Raw genomic sequence first — 18077 nt, 5'->3', positions numbered from 1 at the left:
AGTAAGAGAACAGCTATCACTTTCTCAATAATACGTCAAATAATTAGATATTATTTAATTATTACACCATTTCATTGAAAGTAATGACTTTTTAATGTCAGTATTACGCTTATTTCCTGCAATTATGAAAATCTCATTTCGCCGGCATCTACAAAGAATACCGATTATGTAAGTTTTTCACAGTTAGTAATTTAAGTGTCAAAAAAAAGTTCGCTTTCCTGTAATTTTCAGTAAACGGAGGAAACTAATCCAAAAAAATCAAGCTAACCATTATGAATTTATCGATCCAGAATTTATCGAAAACGTACCCAAATGGGGTTCAGGCACTAAAAGACGTAACGCTAGAAATCCCTGTTGGGATGTTTGGACTCCTCGGACCAAACGGAGCGGGTAAGTCCTCGCTCATGCGGACAATCGCTACCCTGCAGGAACCTGACACTGGCAGCATCCAGCTAGGAGACCTCAACGTGCTCACCCAAAAGACTGAAGTAAGAAAAGTGCTTGGATACCTACCGCAGGAGTTTGGTGTGTACCCTAAAGTATCCGCGGTAGATCTTCTGGACCACATCGCGGTACTGAAAGGCATCACCAACGGCAAAGAGAGAACTCAATTGGTCAAGTCGCTACTACAAAAAACCAACCTCTGGCAGCACCGCAAGAAAAGCCTGGGAGGCTACTCAGGTGGGATGAAGCAACGATTCGGCATTGCACAAGCGCTGATCTCGGATCCCAAGCTGATCATAGTGGATGAGCCAACTGCCGGTCTGGATCCGGCTGAGAGAAACCGATTCCTCAACCTACTCAGTGAGATTGGAGAAAACACCGTAGTAATCCTTTCTACACACATTGTGGATGACGTGAAAGAGCTTTGCACCAACATGGCCATCATCAATCAAGGTGAAGTACTGCAAACCGGCAACCCGCTTGAAGCAATTGCAGAAGTAGACGGTAAGATCTGGAGCAAGACCATCAATAAAGAAGAACTCGAATCCTATCAGGATAAATTCAATGTCATCTCTGAGCGACTCATAGCAGGAAAACCCGAGATTCATGTGTTTAGCGATAGCCGACCAGACGACTCATTCGAACCGAAAGTGGCGGACCTGGAAGATGTCTACTTCTCCAGAATCAAAGAATCAACTCAAACTGCTGAAGCAGCGGTATAACTGGCAGAGCCAATCTGCCCATCAATTCTTTAATTAGAGACTAAACCTAAACTTCATCATGCTAGAGTTTATCAAATTTGAACTTAACTACCGGTTTAACCGACCGGTGACATACATATACTTTCTCATTGTCTTCCTGATGTCTTTCCTTGCTACAGCCACTGATGTGGTCCGTGCAGGAGGCAGCGGCGGAAAGGTGATGGAAAACGCCCCTGTGGTCATCACAGCACTCATGCTGGCGATCATGATCTTCGCCATTTTCATTACTTCAGCGGTCATGGGCGTACCCGTACTGCGGGACTTTGAACACAAAACTGACTCCATGGTCTTCACCACGCCTGTCAGCAAATGGCAGTACCTAAGTGGCAAGTTCATCGGTTCGTTCATCATTGTCCTGTTGATTTCTTCTGGATTGCTATTTGGAACCATGTTTGGCCAGGCATTCCAGTGGCCGTGGAAAGACAATATGGACAACCTGATGGCTTTCAATTTCATGTACTACTGGAATCCTTATGTGGTCTTTGTCCTACCCAACCTATTCATCTTTAGTGCCATCTTCTTTCTAGGTGGATCACTAGGCAAACGGATGACTGTGGTTTACGCTCAGGGAATTATCCTCTTTATGGGCTACCTGGTGGCTCAAACGTTCCTTGCCGAATTGGACAACCAAAACCTTGCCGCATTGTTGGATCCATTTGGATTCGGGGCTCTGGCGGTGACTACCCAGTACTGGACCGTGGCTGAGCAAAACAGCCAGTTTATTCCATTCTCTGATTTCATTCTCTATAACCGACTGATCTGGGGAGCAGTGGGTATCGCATCTTTGGTCTTCCTTTTCATCCGATTCAACTTCCAGTTGGCTGGTAACGCCAGCAGGAAAACAAAGAAAAAAGGTTCCAGAGCAGAGAGAGAACTGAAAGATCAGATCATCGAAACACCTGCGGTGCAGCAGATCTTTGGACTGTCTGCCCAGATCACCCAGATCCGCAGCCTATCATGGTTCTATTTCCGATGGATCGTGAAGCAAGTCCCTTTTATCTCCATCGCTCTAGCCGGAGTGGCATTTGTCTTTGTGATTGCCTTTGTCGGTGGTACGGGTGCGTACGACATTGAATTGTACATGACCTCTAGCCGGGCTGTGGACATGATCGGCATCTTCAATCTGTTCTTTATCATCATCACCGTCTTCTACACCGGTGAGATCGTCTGGAAAGAGCGCGATGTAAAAATGAACCTGATCTACGATGCGCTACCCTTCCCCAACTATGTGAGCATGGCTAGCAAGTTTTTGGGCATGGTGCTGATGAGTATTTTCATTCTGATCATGCTGATGACCTGTGGAATCCTCATTCAGCTAATCAAAGGCTATCCGGTGATCGAATGGAACGTGTACCTCACGGACCTTTTTGGAGACACCCTCCTGCTGATGATCTTGTATCTGATTTTGGGTCTATTCATCCAGGCATTGGTCAATCACAAATTCGTTGGATTTGGGCTGATGTTTGCCTTTTACATCTCCATGATCGTGCTGAGTGAGGTAGGAATCGAACATGCGATGTTCTACTTCGGCCGGGCTTCTGTGGGCAATTACTCCGAGATGAACCAATATGGTCATTACCTCACTCCGTTCTCCTGGTTCAACCTGTACTGGTTTGGTCTGGCGGCTGTGTTCTATGCAGTGGCCATTCTATTTACCGTGCGTGGTATCGATTCGAGCTTCATCGTTCGCCTAAAGCTTGGGAAGCAGCGATTGACTAAAAATGCATTGATCACCATCGTGGGTGCACTGATCGTCTTTGCCGGAAGTGGTGCTTTCATCTATTACAATACGAACGTACTGAACGAATACCAGAATTCAGATGACGGAAAGGCTGATCGTGCACGATACGAACGTACACTCAATCAATATGAATGGATCGCCCAGCCGAAGATCATTGACACGTATGTGGAAGTAGACTTGTTTCCCAAAACCAGGGATTTTAAAGCGGCAGGATACTATGTGTTGAAAAATAAGAGCACCGAGACCATCGATCAAATCCACATTCAGAAAAGTGTAGATGGACAACTAGAAACCAACCTGTCATTTGAAGGTGGGTTCAGCGTGGATACGTCGTATGATGATTTCAAGTATGTGATTTTCAATCTGGACAATCCACTTGCTCCGGGTGATTCGGTCAAAATGAATTTTGATGTGACATTTACCACGGTTGGTTTTAAAGAAAGCGGGTCCAATACCGATGTGATTTACAATGGTACGTTCTTCAACAACACGTCTTACTTCCCGAGTATCGGCTACAACAGCGGTTTTGAGCTGGGCAGTGATGACGACCGCAAAGAACAGGACCTGGAAGTGAAGGAGCGCATGATGGAAACAGACGACCCGCGTGGGATTGCACAAAGCTTGTTTGGGGATGATGCCGATAAGATCAGCTTCGAAGTGAAGATCAGTACGGATAGCAGCCAGATTGCGATCGCTCCGGGATACCTGCAGGACAAGCGATACGAAGGCGACCGGGTGTACTACCACTACAAGATGGATACGCCGATGGTCAACTTCTACTCCATCGTCTCGGCCGACTATGAGGTCATCAAAGACACCTGGCAACCTCCAGTGGATACCTTGCCAGAAGTGAACCTGGAGATCTACTACAACAAAGGCCACGAGTACAACACCGAGCGAATGATGAACGGTATGAAGGAGGCGCTGACGTATTACACCAACAACTTCAGCCCGTATCAGTTTCGTCAGCTGCGCATCATGGAGTTTCCAAAGTACCGCTCATTTGCCCAGTCGTTTGCCAATACGGTTCCGTTTTCCGAAGGCATTGGATTCATCCAGCAGATCAAGACCAACGATGTGGACCTGCCATTTTACGTGACGGCTCACGAGGTAGCTCACCAGTGGTGGGGACATCAGGTAACCGAAGCAGGCGTGAAAGGAAATGCGATGCTTTCCGAAACGCTTTCGCAGTACTCGGCACTGATGGTGATGAAGAAAAACTTCAAGCCGGAGATCATCAAGGAGTTCTTAAAGCACGAGCTGAATTCTTACTTGATGGGAAGAACCTTTGAGCAGAAGAAGGAAATGCCGCTCTACCAGGTGGAAGGTCAGGGCTACATTCACTACCGCAAAGGATCATTAGTGATGTATGCGCTCCAGGACTACATTGGAGAAGACAGTGTGAATGCGGCACTAAAGCGCTTCAACCAGGACTGGGCGTTTAAAGATGCGCCGTACCCAACGAGTAAGGACCTGATCAGCTACTACCGCGAGGTAACACCTGACAGCTTGCAGTACATCATCACGGACATGTTTGAGACGATCACTTTGTTTGAGAACAAGACCACTGAGGCCGAGTACGAAAAAGTGTCTGATGACGAGTATCTCGTGGACTTAACCGTGAGTACGATCAAGTACCAGGCGGATAGCCAGGGGAACGAAGAAGCACAGGAGCTGAAAGACTGGATCGACATTGGAGTGTTTGCAGAAGGCAGTGATGGCAAGGACAGCCTGATCTACTTGCAAAAGCACCAAATCACGCAGGAGGAAAATACCTTCACGATCACTGTGGGAGCGAAACCAGCCAAAGCGGGCATTGACCCGATCAACAAGCTGATCGACCGCAATCCGAAGGATAACGTGAAAACCGTTACAGAGAAGGAAGAAGAAGCGATATAGAAAGGAATCCTGGCAGGTCTCTCCGATCTGTCAGGATTTTACTAGAAATGAAGAAGCCGTCGGGAGACGGCTTTTTTGTTCTCGCTAGAAAATATGTGGAGGCCATTTGAGGTTCTTCAAATTATTTTCTGATTTCGAAAAGTTCTGCTGTTGAGTAAATGTCTTGAAATCCTTTCGCTCTCAATCCGTTGATCAGTTTTTTATCACCTGTCCAAATGGTTGCCTCTATACTAATGGCTGTTGCGAGAAATGGAGTATCATTTTCATCCACATCAGCTACCAATTCATAAGCCCTATGCCAGTGAATTTCAGAAAGTGCTTCGGATGAAATGAGGTCTATCTTCTTCATAACCTGATCAATCGAAACATCAAGCTTAACCTCAGACATTTTGGTTAGAGCCTGAAGTTTGGTTTTGTATTTTGTCAGTTCATCAATAATGAATTCCGACGAGAAGAATTCAAACTGATCTTCTGAATTAAAAAGAAGCTCTCCTATTAGTCCATTTGAATTCAGGATGGCACTAAATACGATATTGGTATCTACAACTACCCTCATTTAACAAATCGGTGCCTGTTTTCCTTCCACCAATTTGTCTTGGATTCTTTTGCCAGTTTATCTATTTCGGTCTGATCAACCCTGCTCTCAGCGGTTGCTTCTTTGTACTTGAGATAATCGATCATCCGCTGAAGCCCAAGCGTATCAACGTTGGCCGGGAGCCTGACGAGAATTTCACTATCTGTTCTTTGAATGTCCATAACCAAATTTACGAATTCCTATTGAGAAGAGTTCGGTATGAAAGGATATTAATCCATGTTCTATCATTGGGGGTGATTGCAGAAGGAAGTGATGGCAAGGACAGCCTGATCTACCTGCAAAAGCACCAAGCAACTCAAGAGGAACACCTTTACGCTAGATGGGGTGCCAACCATAAAGTGGACGTCAGTGTAATCAACAATCTTATTTGCTGCTTCAAGCATGTCCTGAATGAGAAGTTGATTATCTCGCTTAGACATATATCAGTTCCGATTCTATTGCTTTTAGGTATCGGGGTTTGATCCCCTTCTTCGAAACCAAATCTACTTTTTGTCCTAACTCTGATTCAAGATCCTCCGCCAGATTGATGAATCCCGAACCAATCTTTCCATTCAGCTCCACCAATAAGTCGATATCGCTCTCAGGTGTTTGCTCCGATCTGGCATAAGAACCAAAAAGTGCGAAAGAAGAAATGGGGTAAGTCCTGGTTAGCCTCTCCTTCAATTCATGCAAACGCTCCAAAAGTTCTTCTTGACTGGACATACTACAAATATACGAATTGCTCTGATTGTAAGTTGATTTCATCATTAGTCAACTAATCCTGGCAGGTCCCTCCGATCTGTCAGGATTTTATTAGAAATGAAGAAGCCGTCGGGAGACGGCTTTTTTTATTGAACCAGAAATCACCCTATTTGAGTGGAATCTCTGAAGCGACAAATTGCTGAAATGGATAAACATTCTCCAGCTTGTGTGACATGCCAATGTTTATTAAATCAACTTTTTCCGCTGTAGGCAGATTCGGAAATAGTTACTATGCTTTTTGTAGGAAGATATACTTCTTGGAATATCGTGATTATTCAAGTTAGCTATGTGACTCGCTATTAGATACAATAACCCTTTAAAAAAATCTTCTAATTTGGCAGAGTGTTCTAAAAATGTCTTACAAAATTCTACAGGTTCAGAGGATATGAGATAGTCATTGTTATTGCGATAATATGTTCTCCAGAAATCATGTATTAGCAAGTTCCTTTTCTGCAAGTATTTATCCAACTCATCTATCAAAGTTAGAGAGCTCGACTCTTCACTCAATATCCGAAAGATTTGTCCTAAAGTTTGCCTTCTAAGTTTTTTATTGGACTCAGTATCATCCAAGAAAACTCTTGGATTAAGGTTCTTGAATTGTTTGTGTTCTGGAAGATTTTTAAAATGAGCAACAAGTCCCTGTGTTAGAAATTCAATTCTATGTGCTGCTAGAACAGAAGCTCCTATTAAGATCAGTTCATTATTTTCCATGACATACAATTAGATACATTCAAGGCTCAGTTCGTATGGAGACGCCCATATTTTGTTTAATGGGCGTTCATTTAAGTTATCAGCCATTTTGATATTTTAGTTTTTATCTTCCTAATGACGACATCTCCAAAAGCAACTAAATTTCCTACTTGCATTGTCATGTCAGATGGCTCAGTTCGTATATTCATTTTAGTTTTTGTTGGGCACTGTGTTGTTTAAGCAGTTCGCATAATAAGTTCGATAGCTGGTTGGCATCCTTGAAATAAATTTTGTTATGGCAAATCGTTCCAAAAGTTCCTTATGAATAATCTTGATCTTAAGTACAACTTGAGAAATGTATCTGACTAGATGAAAAAAATAATCGCTAAGAAGGTGTCCATAACATAATTCATTTGGCTCTATTTTATACCTCGACCCAAATGAATAAAGGTTTGCTCGTCTTAGACCTTTCTGAGTTATTAAAGTTCCAATAAAGGGCTTCTGAACCTCTGGGACTACTGTTAAGTCACAGCAAACACATTTCATATGTCCTTGTCTAGGAAAAAACGATTTACCTTTTTTAAACAGGTATGCATCTGCATAAACCCCAATTTTAACATCCTTGAAGAAACGATCAACGGCATTTTCCACTAGGTTGTTATCTATTGGCTCACCTGAAATATCTCTAATAATTTCTACCAGTATATTCGAGTTCCAAGCATCATTTTCCCAGCTATATCCCTTAGTGTAAATGATATTATCATGAGAAGTCACCTTATTAAAGATTTGATCAAACTCTGAATCCATTGCTGCAATAACATTAGAAAGATTATGTTGAGAGATGTCCAGCGCAATAGAGCTTACAGTATTTTTAGACCCAACTGCTTTAAACTTTAAGTTTAAATCATTACGAAACTTTTCGAATATTTGTCTCCAATAGACAATGTCAATTGATTCATCATTATGATTTCCTGCATAAACATCTGATTTGTTCCAGCTAGTTTTCCCTCCTTCAACATATACAACTGCATCTACATTATAAAAAACGTGTTGATTATTGAGGCCTGATGGTGTTCTTAAAAAACTCATTATTTAATATGGTCTTCTATTCTAATAACTGAGTGAGTATAGCTGCTAACAATGTCAGGAGAATGAGTGGCAAAAAGAATCTGAGAATTCGGATTTATACTTTTCAAACTGCCAACCAATCTCTCTTGCCAATCTACATGTAATGACAATTCTGGTTCGTCAGCTATATAGATATGTGGCGAAGCTTGTTGTAAAAGAGTCTCTCCAAGTATTATAATTAATTGCTTTTCTCCGGATGATAGCTTTTTTAGACCAAAGGTCTTACCACTATCTGTTTCAATGAGTAGTTCGTTGCGATCAGAAAAAACAAGCTGTTTTCTTTTGAGTAGACTATTCACAACATCTAAGAAGGTATCTCTGAATTTGAAAATTTCATTTTGCTTAGTAATCAGTTCGGACCATTTTTGGACAATAGTATGAATTCTTCTAGTTCCGATCAAAAATGAAAGATCATTGATGTTCAAAGCCTTTTCTTGTTTCAATTTCTCTATTGAGGAATCATATGAATTAAAGTGATGTTCAAGCTTGTCTTGATACATCCGCTCAGGAAGATTGAATTCTGAAAATATTTCCTTTAAATATTTTTTCTCATCATCTGATTTAATGGTATGAAGTACGCTGAATATTTGTTGTTCACTTTCATCTGCCAAAAGAGACAAGAAAATATACCGCTGGAATGATTCAGATTCATTTGCGGCTTTGCTTTGTAATACTGAAAAATACCTTAGGAAAGAATTGGAAAGCTCATCTATCTTTTGATCAACTGATGATTCAAAACTGCTATCGTGGCTTTGGTTTCTGTTCGGACTGTTTGTCCTGTGAATAGATAACCAACTAATATTTATTAGATCTCTAATCTGTTGAAATATATCTTCATCATAATCTCTTCTTCTTCCAACCCTCCGCCTGTAAGCCAAATCTCCTTGATATCTAAAGAGGTTTTCTTCTTCTATTTCATTCAAAGGATATTCTTTGATTCCATCTTTCGCACTCGTCTTGATTCGAAAAATTATCCTAGGATACGGAGTTCGTTCATCCTTAAGTTTTTCTACTTCGATGTAAGGTTTAAATTTCTTCTCTTCAAAACTTCGAAGACGGACGTGGATTTTCTGGTATTGAAATCTGTCAAGCGTAGGAAAGTCAAGATTCAATGCTGCCGCGACAAGATTTATGAAAGTAGTTTTTCCTGAACCGTTCACACCAATGAGGAAATTAATGTCTCTTTCGAAATCAATTTCTATGGTCTTGTCTCCCCAAAAGCCTTCGATCTTTACATAATCTATATAATTCATATTCTTGATTTACGCAGTGAATAGTGCCCAACAACATGATATGTGCACCTTCATGCGCATATTCTATTTATAGCTTGTAGTTTATTTATTTATTAAACTATTGATAATCAGCGTTATATCAGTCGATAACCGATTATTAACGGTACTAACTACCACTTTCTTTTCTAAAATACCCCATTTCCCCTAACCACACAACGGATATCGGTGCACGCCATCAAAATCCCTAAAAGAGGGGAAGAGTAATCCGTGAAAAAATAGGATTATGTGGGGATAATGCTTTTGGAGACATTTGATGTTCTCTCCCGAGGTTCTGATGTGACAGGTGACTCCACCTGCGGCAATTAACTTGAGTGATTTTTAATCCACTGTTTAATTGCTTCGTAGCCCAACTCACCGGTTGAAATACCAATGACCAGTTCATACTTCTGATCTTCTGTTGCCTCTATATCCCGATTGTTGTTCATAAGCAATAGTCTCGCTAATACATATCCTGTTCGTTTGTTACCATCAATAAACGGGTGATTTTTAACGATACTTTCTAAGATCGCAGCTGCTTTTTCAGTGGAATCAGGATACAATTCCTTCCCATCAAAGGTTTGAAAGGGTCTTTCAATTGCCGATTCTAATAGGCCTTGATCTCTTACTCCATTGGACCCTCCGAATTGTTCTATAAGTATTGAATGAATTGCTAAGACTTCTTTCTTAGAGATCATTGAGCCAGCCTTTTAAGCAGCTCATTGTCTTCTGATAGAATTTTTCTCAGATTCTGAGCCGTTGAAGACTCTTCAGACTTGCCCTGAACAGATTGTAGATAATCAAATACCTCTTGAAGTACATGTTCAGGAGTCTGATCTAAGAGTTGGTTAATGGCCGTTTTTACTTCTTCTCTGCTCATTGATCAAAGATACGAAAATCGCAAGAAATCTGTTCTGAGTAGTATTTGAGTAATGATGGGACAGAACGTTCCGAAGCTTCGGAACACTAATGCGCCTGAAGTCTTTTAGCTTCTACCCAAAATACCCCTTTTCCCCTGACCACACAACGGATGTCGGTACATGTCATCTAAATCCCTAAAAGCGGGGAAGAGAGATCGGTGAAAAAATAGGATTATGAGGGGATTAGCAGAGAAATCAGCTCATCGACCTACGCAATTCACTGTTAGTTCCAGCATCTTGTGTCACTCTGGGTCGAAAATATTGAACGCCTCATCCAGGAGATCCACTATTGATTTGGTTGTTCCAGTAAGCGAATGGTCAAACCTGTTGATTCGCCAGATTCGTTTTCCATTATCATTTCCGATTTCAATGAATAATCCCTTGCTATTAATATCTCCATTCCCAACAATTGAATCATTGAGTTGGAAAATTAGGTTGGGAACCCTCTTGATCAATGGGATAGCACTCAAATGTGTTGAGTCAGTTAATGGTAGGTTAATTAAGTTATTACCATCGACCCATTTTTTCTGACTCCAGTTATAATACTGACCTCCTTTAAAGTGAAGATAAACAGAATCATTCTCGAGTCTATACAGTTGTTTATATCTTGAATTTTGGTCATTAGAGTATTGTCCAAAAATCAGATATTCATAGTTTGACGAATTCAAAGGTTCTGCTAGCCCATCCTGAGAATAACAACTTGGAAAAAGTAGTAGATTAGTTAATAATGTAAATAAAACGGCTACCTGCTTCATCAGAATACCCAAAACAACAGCTTTAAAAACACCTCAAATAATACTTCACAAGGATGTTTGGTAACTTTTCCATTTTACTCCGAGTTGGCTAAAAAACAGCAGCAACAATTCCAGCTTTAAAGTGCTCCCAATCACTGAACAACTTCAATGAGACTAAGAAAACTGTTAGAAAAGTCAGTGCAAACACTATTTTCTGGATGCGCTTATTTTGTCTCAACTTCATACGTTCATGTTTTTACATGTATTCCCTGGCTCGCACTTTAGTAAAATTTACCTAATAGTAGCATACAATACTACTAATATAGAATTAGTACTAAAAAGATTGAGGTTTTAGAGCAATAATGCCCAGTAAAAAAGCCCAACCAAATGGCTGGGCTTTCTCAATCTATCCGTTTTGGAGGATTACTTCGCACACTCCTGATCATACTGGAACACGTGCTCGTTGAAATTGCCCCATCCAGTTCTCTCAGCATTCAATACTGGCTCACAGTCCGACCAAAACTCTTCGTATACTTTCTTGTATTTCTTCTTTTCAAAGTTGACCGCTGGACCATCGCCTTTTAGCACAAAGTACGACTTTGCATTACCACCGGCCACTTTTATACCTCCTACTCCTACTGATGCAGATTCCTTGGCAAATGGGTCATGATACACTTTCACTCCACCACTAAATGAAGGGTTGAGCAGCTGCATCAGCATGGTCATTGTTTTCTTCTTTTTGATTTGTACTTCGGCCTGTTCGAAATACACCAACCCCTGGTTGAGCAAATCCTGGTCTAATTTCTCATTGGTCCACTTGTTAGCATCACTCAAAAAGTCCGCAGCCTTCGACATTTGATCCAATGCGTTTGGAGGCAGATACATAGAGCTCACTTCAGCCGGACTCAACTCGCGCTCCACACCGTCCACTTCCACTCTGATGTATTTGATCAGTCCTTTTTTACGCTTGATCTTATCCACCGTACATTCCAACTCACTACCATCGGTGAGCGTGAGATAAGCTGTTTCACTGTGTGAAAAGGCAAAAGATGGAGATAAAAAATCTTGCGCACTAGCAGTAAGACCTACCATTACAAGACATAAAGACAATGCAATTCGAATCGAATTTTTCATAGATTATGTAATTTAAAAATTATGGTTTGAGTGCGTAAGATAGGGCTTTGTAGATAACTCCCTACATTATAAAGGATCTATGTGAGGCATCACATCTTACTCCTCCCGCGTCACCACGGCATATCCCTTCACTAGAAAAAGCAGCCAGCCACTGTAAGCAACCAGCGGCACATAAAAAATCAGCAAAGGAATGCGGAGCATGTTACCATCCATCTTTTCAATGAGCATGAAGTAAAACCGTGCCCCTACCACGACACCAAAGCCATAGGGAATCATGGCTGCTATACGCCAGGCATATCCCAGCGGGGTCCACTCCCACCCCTGAATGTCTTTGTAAACCAGAAAGAATAAGATCACCAATGCGGAGATCACTGCACCCACTATTAACTCAGGTGGGGTAAATGATCGCTTCAGGTAAGGCTTGTCGGGCTGTTTCATCGGATCGAATTTAAAGCATTCTGGATAATTGATTTGGACTCTGCTCCCACTCCTGCCCGATCAGCCAGTTGGCCCCACAGGCTCACTCCTTCCCGAACCTCCTCCAGGATTTCAGCTGCTTTCTTGATCTGGAATTTAGCTCCCAGATTTTTCAACTGTGCAGTACCTGGATTTCTGCCCTCACCCATCACCATGGAGGAATGCTCCCGACCAGGACCATACGAAAAAGTCAAGTCATATGCCGGAGCAAAGGTCCAGTTTCCATCCTCATCCATAAGAAATGAGAAATTCTTGCTGTGGTCGTCCCGGTTGTGGGCAAAGACATTGAAAGCCGCCAATCGAAAAACGTTGGAAACTTCCGTCATGTCTTTAGTCAAGGCCAGCGCACAGCGCATCAGGTTTTCGTAATCCAGGCTGGGCACGCGATGATCCGCATGGAGCAAACCTGCTGCCGTGTGCATGTGCACCCGCCGGTTCCCCTCCCGGTCAAATCGCTTCACTCCAAAATACCGCTGACCTCCTGACTCAAACAATTGGGTTTCTGGCACCTCCACACCAGCAGCACCAGCCATCATTGCATAGGCATATTCGATGGCGGCTATATCTTTTTGATCCAGGGATGAAGGAAACTTGATCATCCAGTGCTCATAGCCTGCCGGCAGATCCGCAACGCCGTGAATAATACGTTCTTCCTTCGGATGGTAGCCCACCAGTACTTTGGGGCGTGCCCCGGCACTGCTACCCCCAAGCTCCAGCAGCTCACTGAGCAGTTCGGTAGACTCTCCTTCCATCACCTTGTGGACCTCCTGCGCTATTACTGACAGGTTGAGTACTCCCTGACCGCTAACCTCTGAATGGTCAGGAGTGTAGGACAATGCGCCCATGGCATTTACTCCCACATGCGCCAACCGATCGAGAGGTGTGAGACTTTGATGCGCCACGCCTCTAGCCTGCACGGCCCGGTCGAGCAGCAACCGACCCCAGCCATCCGGCAATGAGTCGTTAAACACGCCATGCAGTCCATCAAACACCAAATCCTCGGTGGACTGAGCTCCAGTCCGTAGGGGAAGCTTGAATGGAGAAATCGCTAAACCTCGACGAAGGAATTCAGGATCGTACTCAAAGTAGATTTTTCCGCGAAAAAGGGCGAGTCTTCCGAGCGGAATCGATTCTCCGCTCAGGTGGATGGCTACATTGAGTGTATTTACTGGATTTAGTTTCATCGCCTACTGGATTTAAGGATGTCATCCAGGGAACGTGGAGTCGCATCAGCTTTGAAAAGCAGATCAAAGTCTTCCAAACTATCCAGTACCACCGCAATTTGAAGAAGTGACTCCATAGAGATCTTGCCCGTCGTTTCGAACCGTTTAACACTTCCAAACGAGACTCCCGACTTATCAGCAAGGTCCTGCTGTGACAGCTTTTGCGCTTGTCGCTTTTTCTTCGCTCGTGTAGCGATTTCCTCTAAGACTTCTGATGGTAGTTTTAACATCATGATGGATAATATATTATCCAAATATACCTATTTTCAGCCTAAATAGATAATATATTATCCATTATTAAGCAATAAGCTTGTTCTGAACTCCACCAGAGTTAAAATCATAACAACGAGTGCTTCTCCGGCAAAATAGAAAATGCCGTAATTGCTAAGTTCTCCAATGAAGTGCACGACTAATACGAGAGTTGCGATGCAATAACTAAAGTTCGCAATGGCGATAAACTGCAGGAAGGGCCTTGGGTTCTCTCGAACTTTCCAATAGCAAGTAAAAGAATACAAGAATAACAAAGAAGCTACTGCGGATAAGGTATAGAGAACTTCTGGAGGCATACCAAAAATGTGCTCCATCCTGACCAGAACTACACCTAGCATAAATGCAGACAGAATTGCTCCGGCGCTATCGATGAGGAAAAGTTTTTTAGGCTTCATATCTAACCAGTCAACAACAAAAAGCCTCAACTGTTCCCAGTCGAGGCTTTCTTGGGTTTCATCTCTTACATATCAGAAAATAAAAGCCATCTCAAAAGCCCTGTTGAATCAATCTGTGTCATACTAAGCCAGCATTGCCGATTAGGCAGGGTTCTCTTAATGGGATTTCCATTTGGAAATAGGCTTCGAGTGCCTCAGCTTGACACTTTTCATCACTTTTGAGATGGCACGATGAAATTATTCCTGATCCCAGCCCTCTGGCCGTTTCCAACGAACTGGTGGAGCTGGCTCCTGCTGAAGCTTGAATTCTTGTGTTTTAAGCAACTTCAGAGCCTCCTCCACAGCTTTTTCCAGTTGTGGGTCTTTGCCCTCCAGCACTAATTTTGGATCCTGTATGACTTCAATGTCCGGCGCAATTCCTTCACCTTCTACAGCCCACTCGCCATTCACATCATAGAAGCCTCCGCGAGGAGCCACCATGCGTCCTCCATCGATGAATCGAGGTGTATCCCAGGTACCGACAAGTCCTCCCCACGTTCTGGTTCCAATCAACGGTCCAATATCCTTGAACTTAAACATGTAAGGAAGTAAATCACCCCCTGACCCGGAGCGTTCATTGATCAGCATGACCTTGGGTCCCCAAATCCCGGAAATCGGGCTGGTCCATGGACGTCTGTCATTGGCTTTGCTGTTGAAATACCCCACAGGCTCTCTGGTCAAAATATCGATCATGTAGTCGGCAGCCGAGCCTCCGCCATTGTTTCGCTCATCCAGCACCACACCTTTTTTGTCCTGCTGTGAGAAATAGTAGCGATTGAAACTAGTGAAACCTCCGCCACCAGTGTTGGGGATGTAAACATACGCGAGCTTGCCACCAGATAGCTCATCTACTTTTCTACGATTGCCATCTACCCAGTCAGTATACCGCAGCTGATATTCATTGCTCACCGGCTTCACATTCACGCTTTTCGCTCCGGCCATTCCCGGCTGACTGTTGACGGATATGGTGATGGTCCTACCTGCAGTTTGCTGCATAAGGTCGTAAATGCTGTTTTTGGAAGTTAATGGCGTGCCATTGATAGCTACTAAATAATCTCCCACATTAACACCCAATCCTGGTAGACCCAACGGAGCTTCTAAACCTGGATTCCAATTCTCACCCGAATAAATCTTAGCGATACGATAGCCACCATTTTCAATACTGTAATCAGCTCCTAGCAAGCCTATTGGTACATTATCTACATCAGGCATGTCTCCTCCAGAAACGTACGAGTGCCCTACGGCCACCTCTCCACTCAGGATATCTACCAGATAGTTGAGGTCGGTGCGGTGTTTTACATCTTTCAGCCATGGTGAATACCACTCCCATACCTGATCCCATGGCGCTCCGTGCACATTGTCCACATACAAGAAGTCTCGCATGTAGCGCCAGCCTTCCTTGAATATCTGCGTATACTCCTCTTCTGGAACCACCTTCATTTGTGCAGAAACGCTGATCTTATCCTCTCCTTTGGGTTTTCCCTTGGTTCCTGAAATACTCCAAGATCCGCCCGACTGAAATAATGCGGATTCCCGATCGGCTGAGATGACCATGCTGGAAACACCTGAGGTATACTCCTCAGCCTCTTGCTTCTCTACGTCATAGCTGTGTACTTTCACTCCTCTTTCATTGGGAATGGCTTCAGCTACGAACAGGTTATTCTTCACGGATGGTGCTAAAAACAGATAATTCCTGGCTGGCAAATCCATCGCTACTGCTCGGTTGACAATCCCTGAAAAGTCAATACTGATAGGCTTAGCAGATTCGACAGACTCTCCGCCTTTATCCTTTTTGTCTTTGCCTTTATCCTCCTCTTTTGGCTTCTCGGCACTCTCCTCGTCGCTCTTAGGCAGATTGGGTGCTTTCCCATCCTTTTTCAGTACCAATGCATAAAGACTTCTTGTAATTTGAGGGTCATACGAACTCATATCTAACCAACCGGAATTCAACCCATAGTCTGTACTGGCCAGAAAATAGAGATACTCACCAGACTGATCCCAAACCGGACTAGTTGCATCAGCAATTCCATCTGTTACCTGATACGCTTTGGCAATTTGTGTGTCATAGATAAAGATTGCCTTAAAATGTGAATCCTGCTGTTTTTCATAGGTTAGATACCGGCTATCGGGTGACCACACAGGGTTCATGGTTCTGTTTGGGTGAGCGTAACGATCCGTATCTACTTTGGTCACAGCACCGGTCGTCAGGTTGATCATCCAGATATTGTAATCGGTATCCGTGTAAACGATCTTCTCGCCATCTGGAGACCAGTCGGGCTGAAAATAAAATGTCGGGTTTTTCAGCGGATAACTCTTCTGGTTCTGACCATACTGATCAGCCACCACTAGCTGATATTCACCTGTGGCATCTGAGAACCAGGCCACCTTCTCCCCTTTCGGCGACCAAATAGGATATCGGTCCGCTACACCACTGGATTTCGTTAGGTTTCTCCAGCTTCCTTCCTCTTTCGGGAATGTGAAAATGTCTCCACGGTATTCGAAAATGGCACGCTTGCCTTTCGGCGAAAGGTTTGGATTAGAAACATTATTGCCAGTCACATCCACCCAGTGTTCTCTACTGAAGTTGAGATCTCCTTTTACCGAGATGTTGAGCTGTTGGGATTCCTTCGTTTGTGGATTGAGTAAATGGAGATAACCTCCTTGTTCGTAGACTAGTTGATTCCCAGCTGCGTCCAGGCTCTTGATATCAAATTGCTTGTGAAAGGTGATCTGCTCCTCTGCTTTGGTGTTGATATCATAGCTCCAAATATTGCTGGCATAATCGCGTTCGGAGAGGTAATACACTTTGGAACCAATCCAAACCGGATAGAGGTGACGTTCATCATCCGGCTGTGGGGTGCGCTGCAGTTCTTTGGTCTCCAGATTGACAATCCAGATTGGCATGGCCTGACCACCGCGATAATTGCGCCACTCCGGATCCCAAAAAGTGATGGGTGTGTAAGCGATGTATCGACCATCTGGTGAGATCTCACCATAAGAAGCCCTCGGCACGTCTACAGCCTTCGGTAACACATCATCCATTCCTACAGTGAACAATTGATTCAACCGGGTAGGCCGAGCGTTTCGGGCCGAGCGAAACAGCACCTTGCCGTCAGGCGTCCAACCTTGCACATAATCTGCACCAGGATGGTAGGTGAGTCTTTTTGGAGATCCTCCGTTGGCGGAGATGACATATACGTCCGTGTTGCCATCATATTCTGCAGAAAAAGCAATCCATTGCTCATCGGTAGAGAAATGAGGTAACGATTCATATCCTTCATTGGACGTTAGGCGAATCGCATCGCCTCCCTCCACTGACGCTTTCCACAAATCGTTGGCATAAACAAAGACTACACTCTCAGAAGACAGTGTGGGCTCACGCAAGAGCCTGGTGCCCTGAGCAAATAGCGTAAATACTACCATGGTAATGGCAATCGAAAGTAAAATCCTCTTCATAGGTAACATGGGTTTGATTCTTATTGCAGAAGCTAAGAAAATTTACCTGCAAGACGAAAAGGTTTTAAATGATCGGGTGATTATTGGGATGTGAGGAAAAGCAAAGCCCCGCTGATCCGGGCGGGGCTTCTATTGATGGGAATTTTCAAACCTAACCTAACC

17 protein-coding genes are annotated in these 18077 nt (G+C 43.4%); 2 read left to right on the top strand and 15 right to left on the bottom strand.

The annotated features are described in order from the left end of the window. The first annotated feature begins 272 nt into the window (after positions 1-272). Both ACO067_RS16510 and ACO067_RS16505 read left to right on the top strand, forming a co-directional pair. Positions 273-1166 (top strand): ABC transporter ATP-binding protein, encoded by an 894-nt coding sequence (locus tag ACO067_RS16510; protein WP_421875994.1) that lies wholly within the window; start codon positions 273-275, stop codon positions 1164-1166. Positions 1167-1224: 58 nt separating this feature from the next. Beyond that, positions 1225-4845, top strand: coding sequence for an ABC transporter permease/M1 family aminopeptidase (locus ACO067_RS16505; protein ID WP_421875991.1), 3621 nt, complete (start codon positions 1225-1227; stop codon positions 4843-4845). A 121-nt stretch (positions 4846-4966) separates the two neighbouring features. Here the strand turns inward: ACO067_RS16505 and ACO067_RS16500 are convergent, their stop codons facing one another. The 15 genes from ACO067_RS16500 to ACO067_RS16430 form a co-directional block, all read right to left on the bottom strand. After that, on the bottom strand, positions 4967-5401 hold the full coding sequence (locus tag ACO067_RS16500; RefSeq protein ID WP_421875988.1) for a putative toxin-antitoxin system toxin component, PIN family: 435 nt from the start codon (positions 5399-5401) through the stop codon (positions 4967-4969). Further along, positions 5398-5601 carry a hypothetical protein gene (locus tag ACO067_RS16495; RefSeq protein WP_421875986.1) on the bottom strand — a complete coding sequence of 68 codons (204 nt, stop codon included), beginning with the start codon at positions 5599-5601 and terminating at the stop codon, positions 5398-5400. Before ACO067_RS16495 ends, ACO067_RS16500 begins: the two co-directional genes overlap by 4 nt. Before the next feature lie 250 nt (positions 5602-5851). After that, positions 5852-6187 carry a nucleotidyltransferase family protein gene (locus tag ACO067_RS16490; RefSeq protein ID WP_421875984.1) on the bottom strand — a complete coding sequence of 112 codons (336 nt, stop codon included), beginning with the start codon at positions 6185-6187 and terminating at the stop codon, positions 5852-5854. A gap of 180 nt (positions 6188-6367) precedes the next feature. Continuing rightward, complete coding sequence (locus ACO067_RS16485; protein ID WP_421875982.1) at positions 6368-6892, bottom strand: hypothetical protein; 525 nt, start codon at positions 6890-6892, stop codon at positions 6368-6370. A 189-nt stretch (positions 6893-7081) separates the two neighbouring features. Next, positions 7082-7960 (bottom strand): DUF4435 domain-containing protein, encoded by an 879-nt coding sequence (locus tag ACO067_RS16480; protein WP_421875980.1) that lies wholly within the window; start codon positions 7958-7960, stop codon positions 7082-7084. Then, positions 7960-9252: an AAA family ATPase gene (locus ACO067_RS16475; RefSeq protein ID WP_421875978.1), complete on the bottom strand. Its 1293-nt coding sequence runs from the start codon at positions 9250-9252 to the stop codon at positions 7960-7962. The genes ACO067_RS16480 and ACO067_RS16475 overlap by 1 nt, the downstream gene beginning before the upstream one ends. Positions 9253-9593: 341 nt before the next feature. Next, entirely contained in the window at positions 9594-9965 is a 372-nt protein-coding gene (locus ACO067_RS16470; RefSeq protein ID WP_421875976.1) for a type II toxin-antitoxin system death-on-curing family toxin, read from the bottom strand. After that, the gene (locus ACO067_RS16465) at positions 9962-10147 is read right to left on the bottom strand and encodes a hypothetical protein (protein ID WP_421875974.1); all 186 of its coding nucleotides are present in this window, start codon (positions 10145-10147) and stop codon (positions 9962-9964) included. Before ACO067_RS16465 ends, ACO067_RS16470 begins: the two co-directional genes overlap by 4 nt. Before the next feature lie 282 nt (positions 10148-10429). Then, the gene (locus ACO067_RS16460; protein ID WP_421875972.1) at positions 10430-10657 is read right to left on the bottom strand and encodes a hypothetical protein; all 228 of its coding nucleotides are present in this window, start codon (positions 10655-10657) and stop codon (positions 10430-10432) included. Positions 10658-11344: 687 nt separating this feature from the next. Next, positions 11345-12055 carry a hypothetical protein gene (locus tag ACO067_RS16455; RefSeq protein ID WP_421875970.1) on the bottom strand — a complete coding sequence of 237 codons (711 nt, stop codon included), beginning with the start codon at positions 12053-12055 and terminating at the stop codon, positions 11345-11347. A gap of 96 nt (positions 12056-12151) precedes the next feature. Beyond that, the gene (locus ACO067_RS16450; RefSeq protein ID WP_421875968.1) at positions 12152-12493 is read right to left on the bottom strand and encodes a hypothetical protein; all 342 of its coding nucleotides are present in this window, start codon (positions 12491-12493) and stop codon (positions 12152-12154) included. Next, positions 12490-13716 (bottom strand): type II toxin-antitoxin system HipA family toxin, encoded by a 1227-nt coding sequence (locus ACO067_RS16445; RefSeq protein WP_421875966.1) that lies wholly within the window; start codon positions 13714-13716, stop codon positions 12490-12492. Before ACO067_RS16445 ends, ACO067_RS16450 begins: the two co-directional genes overlap by 4 nt. After that, complete coding sequence (locus tag ACO067_RS16440; RefSeq protein ID WP_421875964.1) at positions 13713-13988, bottom strand: helix-turn-helix domain-containing protein; 276 nt, start codon at positions 13986-13988, stop codon at positions 13713-13715. Before ACO067_RS16440 ends, ACO067_RS16445 begins: the two co-directional genes overlap by 4 nt. Before the next feature lie 54 nt (positions 13989-14042). Continuing rightward, positions 14043-14420 carry a hypothetical protein gene (locus tag ACO067_RS16435; RefSeq protein ID WP_421875961.1) on the bottom strand — a complete coding sequence of 126 codons (378 nt, stop codon included), beginning with the start codon at positions 14418-14420 and terminating at the stop codon, positions 14043-14045. Positions 14421-14657: 237 nt separating this feature from the next. Next, positions 14658-17915 carry a S41 family peptidase gene (locus ACO067_RS16430; RefSeq protein ID WP_421875959.1) on the bottom strand — a complete coding sequence of 1086 codons (3258 nt, stop codon included), beginning with the start codon at positions 17913-17915 and terminating at the stop codon, positions 14658-14660. Positions 17916-18077 lie beyond the last annotated feature (162 nt).

It is taken from the genome of Marinoscillum sp. (genome assembly GCF_965229915.1).
In the GTDB taxonomy this organism is placed as follows: domain Bacteria; phylum Bacteroidota; class Bacteroidia; order Cytophagales; family Cyclobacteriaceae; genus Marinoscillum.
Note: the sequence above shows the minus strand (reverse complement) of the source record. Positions and strands in the feature narration are given on the sequence as shown.